This is a genomic window from Bifidobacterium sp. LH_743 (genome assembly GCF_056355775.1).
In genome coordinates this window covers 20,270-36,146 of sequence record NZ_JBKESZ010000011.1, presented here as the reverse complement: position 1 = coordinate 36,146, position 15,877 = coordinate 20,270, and the positions used below count along the sequence as shown (strand labels likewise).

13 protein-coding genes and 1 pseudogene are annotated in these 15,877 nt (G+C 57.7%); 12 read left to right on the top strand and 2 right to left on the bottom strand.

What is annotated here, in order from left to right; all coding sequences use genetic code 11:
- Positions 1 to 399: 399 nt before the first annotated feature.
- The 3 genes from AC1ATL_RS09915 to AC1ATL_RS09905 all read left to right on the top strand — a co-directional run bounded on the left by AC1ATL_RS09915 (position 400) and on the right by AC1ATL_RS09905 (position 2,411).
- Complete coding sequence (locus AC1ATL_RS09915) at positions 400 to 1,212, top strand: HdeD family acid-resistance protein (RefSeq protein WP_476570089.1); 813 nt, start codon at positions 400 to 402, stop codon at positions 1,210 to 1,212.
- A gap of 118 nt (positions 1,213 to 1,330) precedes the next feature.
- Positions 1,331 to 1,954 (top strand): DivIVA domain-containing protein, encoded by a 624-nt coding sequence (locus tag AC1ATL_RS09910; protein WP_476570088.1) that lies wholly within the window; start codon positions 1,331 to 1,333, stop codon positions 1,952 to 1,954.
- Positions 1,955 to 2,288: 334 nt separating this feature from the next.
- Complete coding sequence (locus AC1ATL_RS09905) at positions 2,289 to 2,411, top strand: hypothetical protein (protein WP_432624213.1); 123 nt, start codon at positions 2,289 to 2,291, stop codon at positions 2,409 to 2,411.
- Positions 2,412 to 2,683: 272 nt separating this feature from the next.
- Here the strand turns inward: AC1ATL_RS09905 and AC1ATL_RS09900 are convergent, their stop codons facing one another.
- Positions 2,684 to 4,015, bottom strand: a complete 1,332-nt coding sequence (locus AC1ATL_RS09900; protein WP_476570087.1) for an ABC transporter substrate-binding protein — start codon at positions 4,013 to 4,015, stop codon at positions 2,684 to 2,686.
- Between the two features lie 517 nt (positions 4,016 to 4,532).
- Here AC1ATL_RS09900 and AC1ATL_RS09895 point away from each other — a divergent pair.
- The 8 genes and pseudogenes from AC1ATL_RS09895 (at position 4,533) to AC1ATL_RS09860 (ending at position 13,078) form a co-directional block, all read left to right on the top strand.
- A complete protein-coding gene (locus AC1ATL_RS09895; protein WP_432624211.1) occupies positions 4,533 to 6,011 on the top strand; it encodes an ATP-binding protein in 1,479 nt (492 codons plus the stop codon).
- Between the two features lie 120 nt (positions 6,012 to 6,131).
- Positions 6,132 to 6,491, top strand: a pseudogene (locus tag AC1ATL_RS09890) (DUF308 domain-containing protein); the annotation flags it as partial.
- Positions 6,492 to 6,651: 160 nt separating this feature from the next.
- Complete coding sequence (locus AC1ATL_RS09885; RefSeq protein ID WP_476570086.1) at positions 6,652 to 7,683, top strand: LacI family DNA-binding transcriptional regulator; 1,032 nt, start codon at positions 6,652 to 6,654, stop codon at positions 7,681 to 7,683.
- 254 nt (positions 7,684 to 7,937) lie between these two features.
- Complete coding sequence (locus tag AC1ATL_RS09880) at positions 7,938 to 9,245, top strand: ABC transporter substrate-binding protein (protein ID WP_476570085.1); 1,308 nt, start codon at positions 7,938 to 7,940, stop codon at positions 9,243 to 9,245.
- Between the two features lie 180 nt (positions 9,246 to 9,425).
- Positions 9,426 to 10,361 (top strand): carbohydrate ABC transporter permease, encoded by a 936-nt coding sequence (locus AC1ATL_RS09875; protein ID WP_117565699.1) that lies wholly within the window; start codon positions 9,426 to 9,428, stop codon positions 10,359 to 10,361.
- A 62-nt stretch (positions 10,362 to 10,423) separates the two neighbouring features.
- Complete coding sequence (locus AC1ATL_RS09870) at positions 10,424 to 11,302, top strand: carbohydrate ABC transporter permease (RefSeq protein ID WP_003806530.1); 879 nt, start codon at positions 10,424 to 10,426, stop codon at positions 11,300 to 11,302.
- Positions 11,303 to 11,488: 186 nt separating this feature from the next.
- Entirely contained in the window at positions 11,489 to 12,619 is a 1,131-nt protein-coding gene (locus AC1ATL_RS09865; protein ID WP_117565701.1) for a glycoside hydrolase family 172 protein, read from the top strand.
- A 333-nt stretch (positions 12,620 to 12,952) separates the two neighbouring features.
- Positions 12,953 to 13,078, top strand: coding sequence for a hypothetical protein (locus AC1ATL_RS09860; protein WP_256134736.1), 126 nt, complete (start codon positions 12,953 to 12,955; stop codon positions 13,076 to 13,078).
- 384 nt (positions 13,079 to 13,462) lie between these two features.
- Here AC1ATL_RS09860 and AC1ATL_RS09855 read toward each other — a convergent pair whose 3' ends face one another.
- Entirely contained in the window at positions 13,463 to 14,749 is a 1,287-nt protein-coding gene (locus AC1ATL_RS09855; RefSeq protein ID WP_476570084.1) for an MDR family MFS transporter, read from the bottom strand.
- A gap of 78 nt (positions 14,750 to 14,827) precedes the next feature.
- Here AC1ATL_RS09855 and rlmB point away from each other — a divergent pair, with 78 nt between their 5' ends.
- The gene (gene rlmB, locus AC1ATL_RS09850; protein ID WP_026646773.1) at positions 14,828 to 15,823 is read left to right on the top strand and encodes a 23S rRNA (guanosine(2251)-2'-O)-methyltransferase RlmB; all 996 of its coding nucleotides are present in this window, start codon (positions 14,828 to 14,830) and stop codon (positions 15,821 to 15,823) included.
- Positions 15,824 to 15,877 lie beyond the last annotated feature (54 nt).

The following is a 15,877-nucleotide window of genomic DNA, read 5'->3' as shown; positions in this document are numbered from 1 at the left end:
CATCCGTCACGTTTCCAATACCCCCGAACCGCCTATTTTCGGTTTCCGCACACTGAAATTGGCAATTCGGGGGTATTTCTTTCGTTGCCAATGTGTCACGATTCGAAAAAACGGCCAAAAATCGGAATCGTGACACATATTGCGGCTGCCAATGCTGTCACAATCGGCCGGCGCAACCGTTTGCGGCCATCGCAACAGCAACAATCGCGACAATCGCCGACACCGCGTCAGCCACAACAATCGCAATCACCCAGACACAACGGCAACCACGACGACCTCAATTCCCGATGGACAAGCGGGGCGATTCTGTCGATGGCTAAAAACAGACAGCATGCCTAAAATAAGGGAACGGCTTCGAAGCGAACAAGGCTTTGAGGCGCTTTCGAGGAGGAGGCCATCATGAGCTATCCAAATATGAACCCCGGCGATCCCGGACAGAGGCCGAACCAGCCGGAATACGGAGCCTATGCGCCGAACCAGCAATCACAGCAAAATCCGCAGAACAACGGAGCGGATGACGCGCAGACTCCCCGCTACTTCGACAATCCTTATGGCTATCCGTACGGCAACCCCTACGGATACGGGCCAAATCCGGCCGACGCGAACGGCAACGGCGAATGGAAGCCGATAAGCCCCTTCAAACTGGTGGAATCGTGGCTGCCGCAGCGCGCGAAGAACGCCATTCGCGGCGTGTACGGCGTGCTCGGCATCGTGGCGATCGTCCTTGGTCTGGCGCTGCTCATCTGGCCGGGAGCGACGCTCAAGATCGCCGCGATTGCACTCGGCGCATATTTCGTCGTTTCCGGCGTGATCCGCATCGTCACCGCGATTGTGGAGCTTGGTCTGCCAGGCGGCTGGCGCGTGCTTGACATTCTGGTCGGACTGTTGCTGACGGTCGGCGGCGTGGTCATGCTGAAGAATTCGACCTTGTCCGGCGCCATGCTGGCTGTGCTCATCACCATGGTGGTGGGTCTTGGCTGGATGATGGAAGGCGTGATGGCGCTCGTCGAATCATGGCGCATGCCAAGTTCCGCGTGGGCCGTGATATACGCGCTGATTTCGATTGTGGCCGGCTTCGTGATGCTGTTCAGCCCGTTGGCCTCCACCGGTTGGCTGATTCTGTTCGGCGGGTGCGCTCTGGTGGTGCTCGGCATCGTGGCGATTGTCCGCGCATTCACATTCGGCAGGGTCGGCAAGTCGAAGCGCGGATAATATCCTTTACCTTTAATCAGCATTAAGACAAACGGCCGCACGACATGATTTCCGCATGTTTTGCGACCGTTCCTCGTTTTATGCGCAAAATCATCACATTCGTGGGATAATGAAGAACATGGTATCCACAATCACGTCACGCGAACTACGAAACGTCCGGCTTACCACGACGTACCTCTCCGAGGGATACAACATCGTCGAGGTGAACGAGTTCTTCGGACGCTGCGCGGACGCGCTTGATGGCAAGGCCGAAATGTCCCCCGAAGAAGTCGAACGGCAGATGTTCACGACCGTCCGGTTCACCGACGGATACGACATCGGCCAAATCGACGACCTGCTTGATCGCATCGCGGAGACCCTGCGCCATCCTCCCGTGGAAGAACCTGAGCAACCGACCCAGCCGGAACGGCCGACCGCCCAGCCCATCCAGGCTGCGCAACAGCCCATTTTCGCCGCGCAGCAACCAGCCCAGCAACCCATCGTCACCGCGCAACAGCCGGCGCAGCAGCCGATTCCAATGACGCAGCCGGCCCAGCCCGAGCAACAGGTTCAGTCGCAGGCGCAACCCCCTTCCGCGTCTTCCGCGGCGGCAGGCAAGGGCGCAATCGGCGCGGTACTGCATGAGGGCAATCTGTTCTACGGAAAATTCCAGTGGAACGGCCATCAGCACGTGCTGATCACCACCAAAGGGGAAGTTCTCGAAATCGGCCCGACCGATATAGCCGGCTTCATTCTGCAGTAGGCTGCAGGCAATCCACGTCGTCCCCGTCGAGTCACTCCCTGTCGCACCGCATCCGCCGTTTTCCGGCGAATCACGCCTATACGCTTCATGAAGGCGCGCTTCATGAAGGCGAAGCATGCCGTCGCACATTTGCATTTTCTTCAAGATGACCAGATGATTTTACAATAAAAAAGACGATTGCGGCATGACGGCCCCATGCCAGCCTGCCTATAGTGAAGGCACAACCGAAGAACAACAGAAAAGCAAAACAAGAAAAACCATAAAAGCGACGCGCCGCACGATGTGGAGAAGACAGAGAAACAAAGAGACAAGCGGCCGTCCGAAAGGAACCATCATGAAGAACAACACTTTCGATCAGATCATCAATTCCAACCTCGCTTCCGTCGACCCGGGCTTCGGCCAGTTCGCGTTCGCCAAAGTCTCCGCCGACCTTTTCAAGAAGGTCCTCAACAAATAAGGCCTTTCAGTCGAAAGGCGGTGTGGGTCAGGCCGCGTAAGGCAGCCTTTTCAAGGCAGGCCGCGTAAGGCAGGACCGGCCGCCGTGGACATCGCGGCGTGCACGCCCCCACTTTCCTTCCTTTCGATTACTGAAATCACAAAGCGGGAGGATGCAATTCCCAATCGAATCGCATCCTCCCGCTTTTTCTATTCCTCTTATGCCGTCGACTGCCGTCGACGCGGCTTCACGGCTTCACACACGGCCGCCGTCAGCGGCCGCGTCATCCGTCATCAGTGGGCCGCGTCGTACTCCGTCTTCCAATTGTCGACGAAGGCCTTCTTGACGGCATTCCAATCGCCGGTGCCCTGCGCGTATTCCAGCATGGCGGAACCGAGCTGGTTCTTCCACTCCTCGGACGGAATCATGGCGGTCGGACGTGTGGACACAGCCTCCTTGCCGGAATCCTGGTAGGCGATTTCGGCCTGGACCAGAGGATTGTCGGACTTGACCTTCTCGAAGGACTTGAACGGCGTGGTCAATCCCATGTCCTTGGAAATCGCATCGATGCCGGCCTGATCGGTGACGACCCACTTGAGGAAGTCCTTGGTGGCCTTCTTATCAGCATCGGACGCCTTGTCGTTGATGCTCCAGTACGCGTCGGAATTCACATCAAGACCTTGGTTCTCCTCACCCTTGACGCCCATATAAATCGGCATCATGCCCACGGAATCAGCCTTGACGCCAGCCTTCTGCATATCCGGCCACGCCCAGGTGCCGTTCTGATAGAACACAGCCTGGCCGAGCGCGAATTCCGAATTGGCGTCATCACCGGTCTTGGAACTGACCTGGGTTCTCGGGCAGGTGGAGTCCTTCAGATACAGGTCGAAGATCTGCTTGAACTGCGGAAGATAGGTGCCTTTGATGGCGGCCGGCTGCTCGGTGATGTTGTCGTCGCGGAATTCGAAATACAGCGGATTGTTCGCCAGATGCCCCTTGAAGCGCCAATCGGAGCTGGAATCGAAGCCGGCGGAGGTGAACGCACCCTTGACGCCGAGCTGGTCCCTCTTGGCCTGGATGTCATCAGCGACGGCCTTCAGGGTATCGAAATTGTCAATGTCATCGACGCTTTTGATCTTGGCTCCGTCGGTAGCGATGTACTTGGCCAGCAGATCCTTGTTGTAGATCAGGCCGTAGCTTTCCACCACATACGGGACGCCGGCCACCTTGTCGCCATCCTTCAGCGCCATGGACTGATCCTTGAGCTGCTTGTACGGTTCGGTGTCGGACATATCCGTGGTGTAGGCCTTCCATGTCTGATAGTCGACCACGCCGTTGATCTGGAACAGGGTCGGCGCATTGGACTTGGCCAGCTCGGATTTCAGCGTCTGCGGATACGTTTCCGACGCGGCGGTCTGCACTTTGACCTCGACGCCGGTCTGCTTCGTGTACTTCTTGGCCAGCGCCTGCCATGCGTCGTTGGTCTCCGGCTTGTAGTTCAGGTAGTAGACCTTGCCTTTGCCGTTGTCGGATCCCGAATCGGAACCGCCGCACGCCGCCAGAGTGCCGATGGACATCGCCGCGATGGCCACCATACCGATTGCCGCTTTTACTGTGCGCTTCATGACCGCACCTTTCTCTCCTTGATTATTACCCTGTCGGCATGCGCAAGCTCCTCCATTGAGCCACGTCCTTGCAATTGCCGACTTCAAATATTGTGCGCTCAGAAACAAATTTTTGCAAACGCTTACATTTTTCTCACCCCCGAAGAAAAAACGACTTCCAAATAAAACGGGTTAATATTGTTGATTTATTGCGATTTTGCGATTTCAAATGCATTGAAATCGTTTTCGACACACCATTCCCCCGACGCACAACGAACCCGTTCGACGTACCGAATCGCCATCGTTGCGCCTTTTCTTGAACCGGTTCTTTTGCAATCGTTTGCATATTATTGTGCACATTCGTTTCGATACGTTGCGACCGCACGACGAACGGCACGGAACACGATTGCACCGACCGGCTTCGCGCGAACTTAACGAACTTGCCAGCAACTTAACAGCGAACTTAACAGCTGCGAAGTTGCTGTTAAGTTATGTTAAGCTTGCTGGCAAGTAGTTGGATTCATATCAGGAAGCGACCATGAACGCAAACGAGCTTGAGCATCTCATCCTGCAGATGCGCCAAATCGGGAACGATACGCAGGCATGCGAAGTCAAGGAATCGCGCAACAAAATCTCCGAAAGCATTCCCGACACGCTTTCCGCCTTCTCCAACGGCGACGGCGGCATCATCATCCTCGGCGTATCCGAAAAGGAAGGATTCACGCCGGTGAAATCCTTCAACGCACGAGCCATGCAGGAGGCCTTCAACGCGAAATGCGAGCAGATGACTCCCCGGGTGCGGCCGTTTCTGGAAATAATCCCCTTTGAGGGAACCAATGTCCTCGTGGCGCACGTGCCCGCGATGCCGCTCAAGGACAAACCGTGCTTCATCACATCCAAAGGACGATACCAAGGCTCATACATCCGCACCGGCGATGGTGATCGCAAACTCACCCAATACGAGATCGACCGTCTTATGGAAGAACACGGTCAGCCCACATTCGACGACGAAATCGTTCCGCAGGCCACCTTGGATGACTTGGATCCCAATCTGCTTTCCCAATTCATCGCACGCCAACGGGAGCTGCATCCACGCATTTTCGGCACGCGCGACGATGAGAACATCGCCATCAGCATGCACGTCGCGAAAAAGGACGACGCGGAAACCATCCGACCAACGCTCGGAGGTTTGCTGGCTCTCGGCTCGTTCCCCCAACAGTTCTTTCCGAGGCTCAATATCACCTTCACCGCTTTTCCAGGCGTCACCAAAGCCGAAACGGTGGACGAGGACCGCAGATTCCTCGACGCGCAGACCATCATCGGTCCGATTCCTTTCATGATCGAGGATGCCCTGAACGCCGTCACCAAGAACATGCGTACCGGAGCCGTGATCGAAGGCGCATTCCGACAGGACGTGCCCGACTATCCACGCAAAGCGGTCCGCGAGGCGATCGCCAACGCGCTCATGCATCGCGACTATTCACCGGACGCCCGCGGCTCGCAGGTGCAGGTGAACCTGTATGCCGACCGTTTGGAAATCCTCAACCCAGGAGGACTTTTCGGCAATGTGACGGTCGACACGTTGGGCACCGTGGGCATCTCCTCTTCGAGGAATCAGTTCCTATCCAACATTCTGGAAACCACACCATACCCCGATGGCGGATATGTGGTGGAGAACCGGGGAACGGGCTACCAGGTCATCGAAGAGCAGCTGCAGGCCGCGCTTATGAATCCGCCGAAGCCGCTCAATACCTTGACGTTCTTCTCCCTGACCTTCGATAAGCGAAGAATGACGAAAAGCGAGAAGACGGACACCAATCCGTTATCCGTGGAGGAGGCGATCACCGAATTGCTGGGCAGGCGAAGCTCCGCGACTTCGAAGGAACTGTCCGAACTGTCCGGGCTGTCCCGCTCGACCATCACCAGTCATCTGCGAACTATGATCGCCAACGATGTCGTGGAGCCGACGGAGCCGGCACGCAGCCCGAAGCAACGGTATCGTCTGGTCAGAAAATAGCCCGTTTTCGGAGATCTCGCCAGCTTCGCACGAACTTAACGAACTTGCCAGCAACTTAACAGCGAACTTAACAGATAACTTAACCGCTGCGAAGTTGCTGTTAAGTTATGTTAAGCTTGCTGGCGCGTGCTTGACATTCTGGTCGGTCTGTTGTTGACGATCGGCGGCGTGGTCATGCTGAAGAATTCGACCCTGTCCGGCGCCATGCTGGCAGTGCTCGTCACCATGGTGGTGGGCCTCGGTTGGATGATGGAAGGCGTGATGGCGCTTGTCGAATCGTGGCGCATGCCGAGTTCCGCATGGGCTGTGATATACGCGCTGATTTCGATTGTGGCCGGCTGCGTGATGCTGTTCAGCCCGCTGGCCTCCACCGGCTGGCTGATTCTGTTTGGCGGATGCGCGTTGGTTGCACTTGGCATTGTGGCGATCGTCCGCGCGTTCACGTTTGGCAAGGTCGGCAAGTCCGGCAAGAAGCGCTAACTACGCGTAGTTCTCCCGTATAGGCGATAAACCCATACGGGAGAACGCGACGTGCCGTACGATTGACATGATTTTATAGTTGCGCTATGCTAAGTGAAACGTTTCGACGAAACGATTCGATAGATAGCGGATAGAACGGCACAAAAGGGAGGCGAGACGCATGGCAGGCATCAAAGACGTGGCCCGCGAAGCGGGAGTTTCCGCCAGCACCGTCTCCTATGTACTATCCGGCAAGCGTTCAATCTCTGCGAAAACCACCGACAAAGTCATGGCCGCCGTAGAGAAGCTCGGTTACACTCCGGACGCCAGCGCCCGTAAGATGCGCGGCATGCGCAACCAGATCATCGCGTTGAGCGCCCCGATTCGAGGCGACATCAACCAGGCCAGGTACAACGCCTACTTCCTGCGCACCGCATGGGCCGCAAGGAATGCAGGGTATGACGTGATGTTGCTGACCGGTCCGGATGCAGTGAAGGATATCCGCCGCGTGACGCAAAGCAATCTTGCGGATGGCATCGTGCTGCTCGACGTGGAGCAGGATGACGAGCGCGCCACTCAATCCGGCACTTTTTCCAAGCCGTGCGTGGCTATCGGCTATCCGTCGTCGCACGCCGGCTGCGCCTGCGTGGACATCGATTTCGCGCTGATGGGCCGCAAGGCCGTCGACTTCCTGTACGAGAAGGGACACCGCACCGTCGTGTTCCTGCGCAACAACGAATCCGACTACAACCGCCATTCCGGTTACGTCGTCATCTTCCGCGAAAGCCTGCTGGCGCACGCGAAGGAGCTCGGCATGACGGTCATCGAATCCGAGCATTACGAAGCGGACAGCTTCGACGCGCAGCACTTCGTCAGCACCGTCTTCGCGCACCCCGACCGCCCGACCGCCATCATCAACCAGGCGAACGCAAGCGTCCTCAGCCAGGTGCTGATGGCGTTGCACGACGCGGGCATGTCGATTCCGCAGGACGTTTCGGTCCTGTCGTGCGGCACGTATTTCGAAGGCGAGCCGACGCGCTTCCCCATCACCGAAATGCCGGTCATGCCGGAGGAGCTGTGCGCCGAAGCCATGAACCTGTTGGTCTCCGCCATCGAGGAGCACACCGACATCAAAGGTTCCGTGGAACTCATCGAACCCGCGATGAAGCGCCGCGGATCCGTTGCGGAAGCGGGGTCCGGCGGAACAATATAGATTTTCCTGCGATTACCGGAAGGCAGAGCGGCCGGACGGAATCACAAGGCAACATAATTTCATACGGATAATCGAAGCGTTTCAATGACGATATAACGGTCTCCGAAGAAACCGAACAAACGAACAAGCCGGGCGAAATCCGGCGAATCCAAACGGACCGCGGAATCGCACGCACGTCATCGAAACGTTTCAATACAACCAGATGTGAGCCGTGCCGCAGGGCGCGCCTCAAGAAGGAAACAAGGAGAATAGCAATGAACATCAAACGAGGACTGGCCACGCTGGCCATCGCAGCACTGTCGCTGACCTCCCTCGCCGCATGTGGTAGCGATACCGCACAGGACGAGGAAAAGCCGGACAGCCTGTCGTTCTGGTATTACGAAGAGGACGACGCAGGCCAGACTCAGGCTTGGCGTCGCGCGGCCAAGGCCTTCGAAAAAGAGACCGGCGTCAAGATCAACTTCGAGCGCAAGTCCTTCACCCAGATCGCGCAGAACGGCAGCCAATTCCTGAACTCCGACGAAGCCCCGGACCTCATGGAATCCAACCGCGGCAACGGCTCCGCCGGCGTGCTCTCCACCATGGGCCTGCTCACCGACCTCGGCGACTATGTCAAGCAGTACGGCTGGGACAAGAAGGTGACCGGCGCAAACGCAGCAGTCGCCAAGTACGACGAGAACGGCATCATGGACGGCGATACCTGGTACGGTATGACCAGCTACGCTGAATTCCAGCGCGTCTACTACAACAAGGACCTGTTCGCCAAGTACAACATCAAGATTCCGACCACCTACGACGAGTTCGTGGACGCCTGCCAGAAGTTCGTGGACGCCGGCGTGACCCCGATTGCAGCCGACGCGCAGGAATACGGCGTGATGTGGCTGTGGTGGCAGCTCGTTTCCAAGAATGCCAACTCCAAGTTCATCGACAACTGGCAGCTGTACAGGGGTGACGTCGACTGGAATTCCAAAGTGCTGACCAACTCCGTCAAGACCATCAACGAGTGGCTTGACAAGGGCTTCATCTCCCGCAACGCCACTGGCATGAAGGCCGAGGACACCACGCAGGCCTTCATCAAGGGCGAATATCCGATCTACCAGACTGGTACTTGGAACCAGGGCCGTTTCGTCAAGCAGATCAAGTCGTTCGATTGGGACGCGGCCGTCATGCCGGAATCCAACTACGCAGTCGGCTGCGCAGGCAACCTGCTGGTGATTCCTGAGAAGTCGCACCACAAGGATCTGTCCGCCAAGTTCATCGACTACGTCCTCTCCGATAATGTGCAGAACTTCCTCGGCAACGCAGGCGGCATTCCGGTAGCGGCAGACACCAGCAAGATCACCGACGCGAAGAGCAAGGCCATGATCGAGGAATACGATTCCTACGCCAAGGACGGCAAGCTCAGCTACTACCCGGATTACGCGGCCTCCAACCTCACCGACGCGGTTCCAGCGGAGTTCCAGGAGCTGGTCAACGGCACCAAGAAGCCGGCAGACGTGCTCAAGAACATCCACGAGAAGTACGACACCGGCGTCGAGGACATGGGCGTCAAGAACAACTAAAAACAACCGATCCTTCCTTTCCATTCCAACTCCAATAATGGTGCGGCCCGTCTTCGGGCGGACCGCACCAACCCTTTCCTCCCCCATACATTCCGCACGTCGCATCGCGCCAAATCGTGCGTCATCACAGAACAATCCATCGGAAATCCCTCGGATCATCAATATTTCAAAGGACTTGCAATGTCTCAAAAGACCAAGCACGAAGCCTCCATGTCGAGACTTCCCGGCAACCGCTCCGCGAAATTCGTTCCATACCTCATCCCCGGCCTCATCGGTCTGTTCGCGGTAGTTGTTGTTCCGTTCATCTGGAACATCTACCTGAGCTTCACCCGCTGGCGTGGCGTCGGTCCCGTCAAGTGGGTCGGCCTGAAAAACTGGAAACGCCTGTTCTCCGATTCGACGTTCTGGATTTCCTTCGCCAACTCGTTCTGGATCATCGTGGCTATCGTGGTCATCCCTACCATCCTCGGCCTGTTCATCTCGTCTCTGCTCACCGACGTGATCCAAAAGAAGTTCGGCGGCAAAACCGCTTCCTTCCTGCGCGCGCTGTTCTATTTGCCGCAGCTGCTTCCGGTGGCCGTCGCCGCAATCATCATGGGCTGGATCTTCCGCCCGGAGGACGGTGCCGTCAACGCACTGCTCGCCAAGATCGGCTTGGGTGCATTGCAGCACAACTGGCTGGGCAGCCCTGACAGCGCACTGCCGATCCTCATGTTCATCCTGGCGTGGATCCAGCTCGGCTACCCGATCGTCATCTTCATGTCGGGCCTGCAGCGCGTCGATCCGGAACTCTACGAGGCCGCAGGTCTTGACGGCGCCAACTGGTGGCAGAAGTTCCGCGTGGTCACCCTGCCGTCCATCATCCCTGAACTGCTGGTGGTCATCCTCACCGCAACCATCGGCGCACTGAAGACCTTCGCTCCGGTCTACCTGCTCACCAAGGGCGGTCCGGGCACCTCCACCACGGTTCCGTCGTACTATTCCTACAACCAGTTCTTCCAGGTGCAGCAGGTGGGCTACGGCGCCGCAATCTCCACAGCGCTGACTGTGGTAATCATCGTCTTCTCCATCGTGTTCACCCTCGTGCAGAAGCACGTCGAGAAGGAACTCGTCTGAGAGAAAACCCGAAAAAACAATCGCAAGAACATACTAAAAATCCGAAAAGCAAAGGTGCCATCATGACTTATTCCATGTCCACGGCCGCCGCGCGCAAGGCCTCGAAGAAAACGCAGCACGTGCGTTCCGCAGGTGACTGGATCACCCTGATCCTGCTCGTCGCCGGAGCTCTGCTCGTCCTGTTCCCGCTGCTCGTCCTGACCGTCAACGCGTTCAAGACCTCCGCCGATTACAACGCCACCGGCCCGCTCTCCCTGCCGAAGCACTTCACCATGGAGGGCATCATCTCCTTCTGGACTACCACCAACTTCCCGCTGAAGTTCTGGAACAGCTTCATCATCTCCCTAGTGGTGGCTGTCGCGGCGGTCGTGCTGTCGGTGCTCAACTCCTTTGCGCTCGGCATCGGCAAGGTCAAGGGCAACACCTGGATCGTGCTCGGCATCATGCTCGCCAACATGATGCCGCAGGAAGCGCTGCTCTACCCGCTGTACACCATGTTCAAGCAGGTCGGTCTGTACAACACCAAACTCGCGATCATCATCATCTTCACCATCATCCAAAGCGCCTACGGCACCTATCTGCTGTCCTCCGTATACGGCACGTTCCCGCAGGCCATCCTTGAGGCCGCGGCCATCGACGGCGCCTCTCGCTGGCAAATCCTGCGCAAGGTGGTGCTGCCAATTTCTTGGCCGACCATCAGCGTGCTGTTCGTGTTCTTCTTCGTGTGGACGTGGAACGAATACATGATTCCGATGGCGTTCCTCATGAGCGATGACGTACAGACCATTCCGCTGGCACTCGCCACCCTGCAGGGCCAGCGCACCATGGAAGCGACCACGCTGGCATCGGCTTCGCTGCTGAGCATCATCCCGACCATCATCTTCTTCATCATCTTCCAGCGCAAGCTGTCGCAGGGTATCACTGCCGGTGCAGTGAAGTAACGCGACCCAACAACGCTGGGATGTTGTGAAATAACGCAAAAACAGACACAACCGGCCGCGGCGGCTTTCAGCACCGTGGCCGGCATTATCGACGCGCCCACTGCAAGGGGGATCTACGATAGTCGGCAGTGGTAGGCGGCGCACCCATTTCCGCGTTTCCCAAGCTGTTTAACAAAGGAGAGAACAATGAATACTATGGCGACTTCCGGTTTCGGCAACGGTGCCCTCGATTCGCTAGCAATCGCGACGGACCACGGCCGTACACGTTGCGTCAACGCCGAAAACCCGACCGGCGGCAAGGGCACTGCAGCCACCGCCGCCAGCGCGCTCGGCCCGTCACGCAAGGGCAGCCCTTGCATCCAGACGATCAAGGCAGGCGATTCGGTCACGCTGATGGACGTCGATGGCCCGGGCGTGATTCGCCACATTTGGATGACGGTCACCGACCGCACTTCCCCGACCGGTCCGAACGTACTGCGCAATCTCATCCTCGAATTCTATTGGGATGGCGAGGAGACGCCGTCCGTGCAGTGCCCGATCGGCGATTTCTTCTGCTGCGGTCACGCACAGGCCTGCCGTATCAATTCCATCCCGATCATGGTGGTGCCAAATCGAGGTTTCAACTGCTATTTCGCCATGCCGTTCGAGCACGCGCGCATTGTGCTGCGCAACGATCACAACGAGGACGTGCCGGCCTTCTTCTACCAAATCGACTACACGGAATACGACGCGCTGCCAGCCGATGCGATGCGCTTCCATGCGCAGTGGCGCCGCGAACGCGTCACCGAAATTGCCCGTGACTACACGATTCTCGACAATGTGCACGGCCATGGCGCGTACATCGGCACCTACCTTGCGCTGACCGCGCTGGAAAGCCGCTGGTGGGGCGAAGGCGAAGTCAAAATGTACATCGACGGCGACAAACAGTACCCGACGTGGTGCAGCACCGGAGCGGAGGACTATTTCGGCGGCGCGTGGAGCTTCGCCGACTTCGACGAGCACGGCCGCATGCACGAGAACACGTTCACCGGACCGTACCTGGGATTCCCGTTCTATTCGCAACGCCTCGCCGCACATCGTGAAAGCGACTACTGGGATGTGGCCACACCCGTCATGCGCGGCCTGTACCGCTGGCACATTCCGGATCCGATTTATTTCGATTCTGACCTGCGCGTCACCTGGCAGCAGATCGGCACCGAGGAAGCCGGCAATTTCGAGCGGCAGGATGACGTCGCGTCGGTGGCATACTGGTACCAGCTTGAACCGCACACGCCGTTCGATCCAATCGGTGACCGTCACTTCCGTCAGCCCCGCTGATTTACGATTATTCCGCTGATTTGCGCCGATATCGCCGTATCGTGCGTTGACATGGGAATGGATATGTTCCGTCTCGTGTCAGCGTACGATACGGCGATTGTGTTGTTATGCGGGCACAGTAATCACATTTTCTTCAAGATAACCCGATGATTTTACAATAGAAATGACGATTGCGGCATGCCAGACGCATACCGACGTGCGTATAGTAAAGGCACAACAGAAAAACAACAGAAGAACGAAGAACAAGAAAAACAACACAATAGCGACGCACCGCACGATGTAGAGAAGAAAAAAAGAAGCAAGAAACCAGGCGGTCGTCCGAAAGGAAACATCATGAAGAACAACGACACTTTCAACCAGATCCTCAACTCCAACCTCGCTTCCATCGATCCGGGCTTCGGCCAGTTCGCACTTGCCAAGGCTTCCGCTGATCTGATGAAGAAGGTCCTCAACAAGTAAGACCTTCAAGCAGGAAGGCAAGCCGAACCGCGTCAGGCCATCTCTTTGAAACAGACCGCGTGAGGCAAGGCACCGCCGCAGCGAACGCTGCGGCACCGATTCTCTTCTTTCCGATTTTTTAAATCGCATAGCGGGAGGCCGCGATTCCAACCGAATCGCGGCCTCCCGCTTTTTCATACGCGCACATGCACCCCTGTCTTGCCGGCAATGTCCATTATTTGTGCCACACAATCACGCCAATACATCGCTTTCCGTCAACTTCGCACGAACTTAACAGCAACTTACCAGCGAACTTAACAGATGCGAAGTTGCCGTTAAGTTATGTTAAGTTATCTGGCAAGTTCGGTGGCGTATCTACCGCACGCCACCTGCGCAGCGCAACCGCTACAGTTCCTCCATCGCAAGATTGCGGGCTGCGGCGCGTTCGCGGGGGCCGCGCGTCACGTAGAAACCAATCGCCACAATTACGAACATCACCGTGCAGCAGGTCCACAGCACGTGACTGCCGAACGCGTTGAGAATCCAGCCTCCAACCAACGGCGAAAACGCATTCGACAGCGACCACACCAGGTTGTACAACCCTTGGTAAGTACCACGCACGTCCTTCGGCGCGATGTTCGCCACCGTTGTGGCGGCGATCGGGAACGTACCCAGCTCGCCGAGTGTCCATAGCACGGTCGCAATCGCGAACGTCACCCACGAATTCGCACCAATCTGGAACGCGTAGCCGACCGCCGTAATGGACATGCCCAGCACCAGCACACGGGTGTTGCTCATCCGCTGAAACAGCCCGATCGCGGGAATCTGCAGCAGGCACAGCAACCCGCCGTTAATGGTCAGCAGGCTGGAATACTCATCCGTACCAAGCCCAATCTGCGTCATGGAAATCGGCAAGCCGCTGACGATCTGGTAATACGCCAGCGTGTACAGGAACATCAGCACCACCATCGACATGAGCGCTTTGTCGGTGCAGGCACGACGATAGCCACGCCAAATGGAGAATTTCGATTGCTGCGATTGAGCCGTTTGCGCAGTGCCAGAACGTTCCACAGGTTGTTCCACGGAACGTTCCACAGACCGTCCGACACCGTGCACGCCCAGCCCGGCCTCTTTGAAGAATGCCATCATCAGCAACGTAGCGAATACCAACACAGCCGCTTCCGCATAGAACATCAGCGAATAGGAGATTTTGACAAGCTGGTTGGCGATGATCGGGCCGATAGCGAAGCCGAAATTCGCAGCCCATGTTTGCAGCGAATACGCGCGCTTCTGCTTGCGGAACGGCACCACATCGGAAACGTAGGCCGCGACCACGGGCGTCGGTACGGATGAAATGGCACCGTAGACGAGCAGTGCGATCGCCATGATCCACGGATTGCCGATGAACGCCAGCAGCACCAGCATCACCGCGGAACCGAGATTGCCGATAACAATCATCGCGGGGCGCCCGAATCGGTCAGACAGCGCACCACCGTACAGGCAGCCGAAAATACCGCCGAAACCGTACATGGAGACGATAGTGCCAGCCACGCCCGCGCTCACATGCATGTCGGAAACGAGGTACATGGAGAGGAACGACGTGACGAAGCGGCCCATCCACAGGATGAGCAGCGTGACCCACAGACCCCAGAACATGAGGGGCAATCCGAAAATCTCTTTGTTCTTCTCCATTCTTGCCATCATATCGAGCAATATCGAGCAGACGCGAAGCCGCCGCCTTTTCCCGGGGTGCTGGGACAATGGACAACTATGGCAATGAAAAAAGGACCGACCAAGGGGTCGGGCGGAAAGCATCGTAACGCGCTGAAGGGCAAGGGGCCGACCCCCAAGGCCGAAAATCGCGTATATCACAAGGCATACAAGGCCAAGCAGGCGGCGGACCGCCGCAAAATGGCCGATCCGCGACTGGCCGCACGCCGTCGCGCGGCAAAGTTCACTTCGGAATCCGACGACCTCGTCATCGGCCGCAACGCCGTGCTCGAGGCGCTGCGCTGCGGCGTGCCGGCAACCACGCTGTACGTGGCGGCACGCATCGAACATGACGACCGCACGCGCGAAATCGTACGCCTTGCGGGCATTCACGGCCTGAACCTGCTGGAAGCGGACAGGCTTGAAATGGACCGCATCGCACGCTCGTCCAACCATCAGGGCGTGGTGCTGAAGGCCCAGCCGTTCCAGTATTCCTCGCTGGCGGAGCTCGTGGATCGCGCGGACAAGAAGGCACGCGCCATGGAAGCCGCCAATTCGGAAAGCGCGCGTATCGCGGCGCGACCGCTGTTCATCGCATTGGACGGTGTCACCGATCCGCAGAACCTCGGTGCGGTCATCCGTTCCGCTGCCGCGTTCGGCGCGAACGGCGTGATCCTGCCGGAACGCCGTTCCGCTTCGGTCACGGCAGCCGCTTGGAAGGTATCGGCGGGTGCGGCCGCGCACATGCCTGTGGCACGCGTGGTGAACCTGACGAAGGCGATCGAAAGCCTGAAGGAACGCGGATACTACAGCGTCGGTCTTGACGGTGGCGGCGACGCGCTTGTCGGCGAAACCGGATTCGAAACCGATCCGCTGGTCGTGGTACTTGGTTCGGAAGGCAATGGTCTGAGCCGTCTCGTACGCGAGGCCTGCGATTCCATCGCCGGCATTCCGATGTCGAATATGGTCGAATCGCTGAACGCTTCCGTGGCGGCCGGCATTACGCTGTACGCCGTGGCACGGGCACGTCGTGAAGCGGCCGCGGCAGCCAAGTAATCGTCGATTACGCTGCTTATGAAAAAGCTCAAGCCTTATCGGCTTGAGCTTTTT

Bases quoted from the DNA above. Each gene is read 5' to 3' on its own strand.
- AC1ATL_RS09915 (WP_476570089.1), top strand. From the start codon at position 400: ATGAGCTATCCAAATATGAACCCCGGCGATCCCGGACAGAGGCCGAAC.
- AC1ATL_RS09910 (WP_476570088.1), top strand. From the start codon at position 1,331: ATGGTATCCACAATCACGTCACGCGAACTACGAAACGTCCGGCTTACC.
- AC1ATL_RS09905 (WP_432624213.1), top strand. From the start codon at position 2,289: ATGAAGAACAACACTTTCGATCAGATCATCAATTCCAACCTCGCTTCC.
- AC1ATL_RS09900 (WP_476570087.1), bottom strand. From the start codon at position 4,015: ATGAAGCGCACAGTAAAAGCGGCAATCGGTATGGTGGCCATCGCGGCG.
- AC1ATL_RS09895 (WP_432624211.1), top strand. From the start codon at position 4,533: ATGAACGCAAACGAGCTTGAGCATCTCATCCTGCAGATGCGCCAAATC.
- AC1ATL_RS09885 (WP_476570086.1), top strand. From the start codon at position 6,652: ATGGCAGGCATCAAAGACGTGGCCCGCGAAGCGGGAGTTTCCGCCAGC.
- AC1ATL_RS09880 (WP_476570085.1), top strand. From the start codon at position 7,938: ATGAACATCAAACGAGGACTGGCCACGCTGGCCATCGCAGCACTGTCG.
- AC1ATL_RS09875 (WP_117565699.1), top strand. From the start codon at position 9,426: ATGTCTCAAAAGACCAAGCACGAAGCCTCCATGTCGAGACTTCCCGGC.
- AC1ATL_RS09870 (WP_003806530.1), top strand. From the start codon at position 10,424: ATGACTTATTCCATGTCCACGGCCGCCGCGCGCAAGGCCTCGAAGAAA.
- AC1ATL_RS09865 (WP_117565701.1), top strand. From the start codon at position 11,489: ATGAATACTATGGCGACTTCCGGTTTCGGCAACGGTGCCCTCGATTCG.
- AC1ATL_RS09860 (WP_256134736.1), top strand. From the start codon at position 12,953: ATGAAGAACAACGACACTTTCAACCAGATCCTCAACTCCAACCTCGCT.
- AC1ATL_RS09855 (WP_476570084.1), bottom strand. From the start codon at position 14,749: ATGGAGAAGAACAAAGAGATTTTCGGATTGCCCCTCATGTTCTGGGGT.
- rlmB (WP_026646773.1), top strand. From the start codon at position 14,828: ATGGCAATGAAAAAAGGACCGACCAAGGGGTCGGGCGGAAAGCATCGT.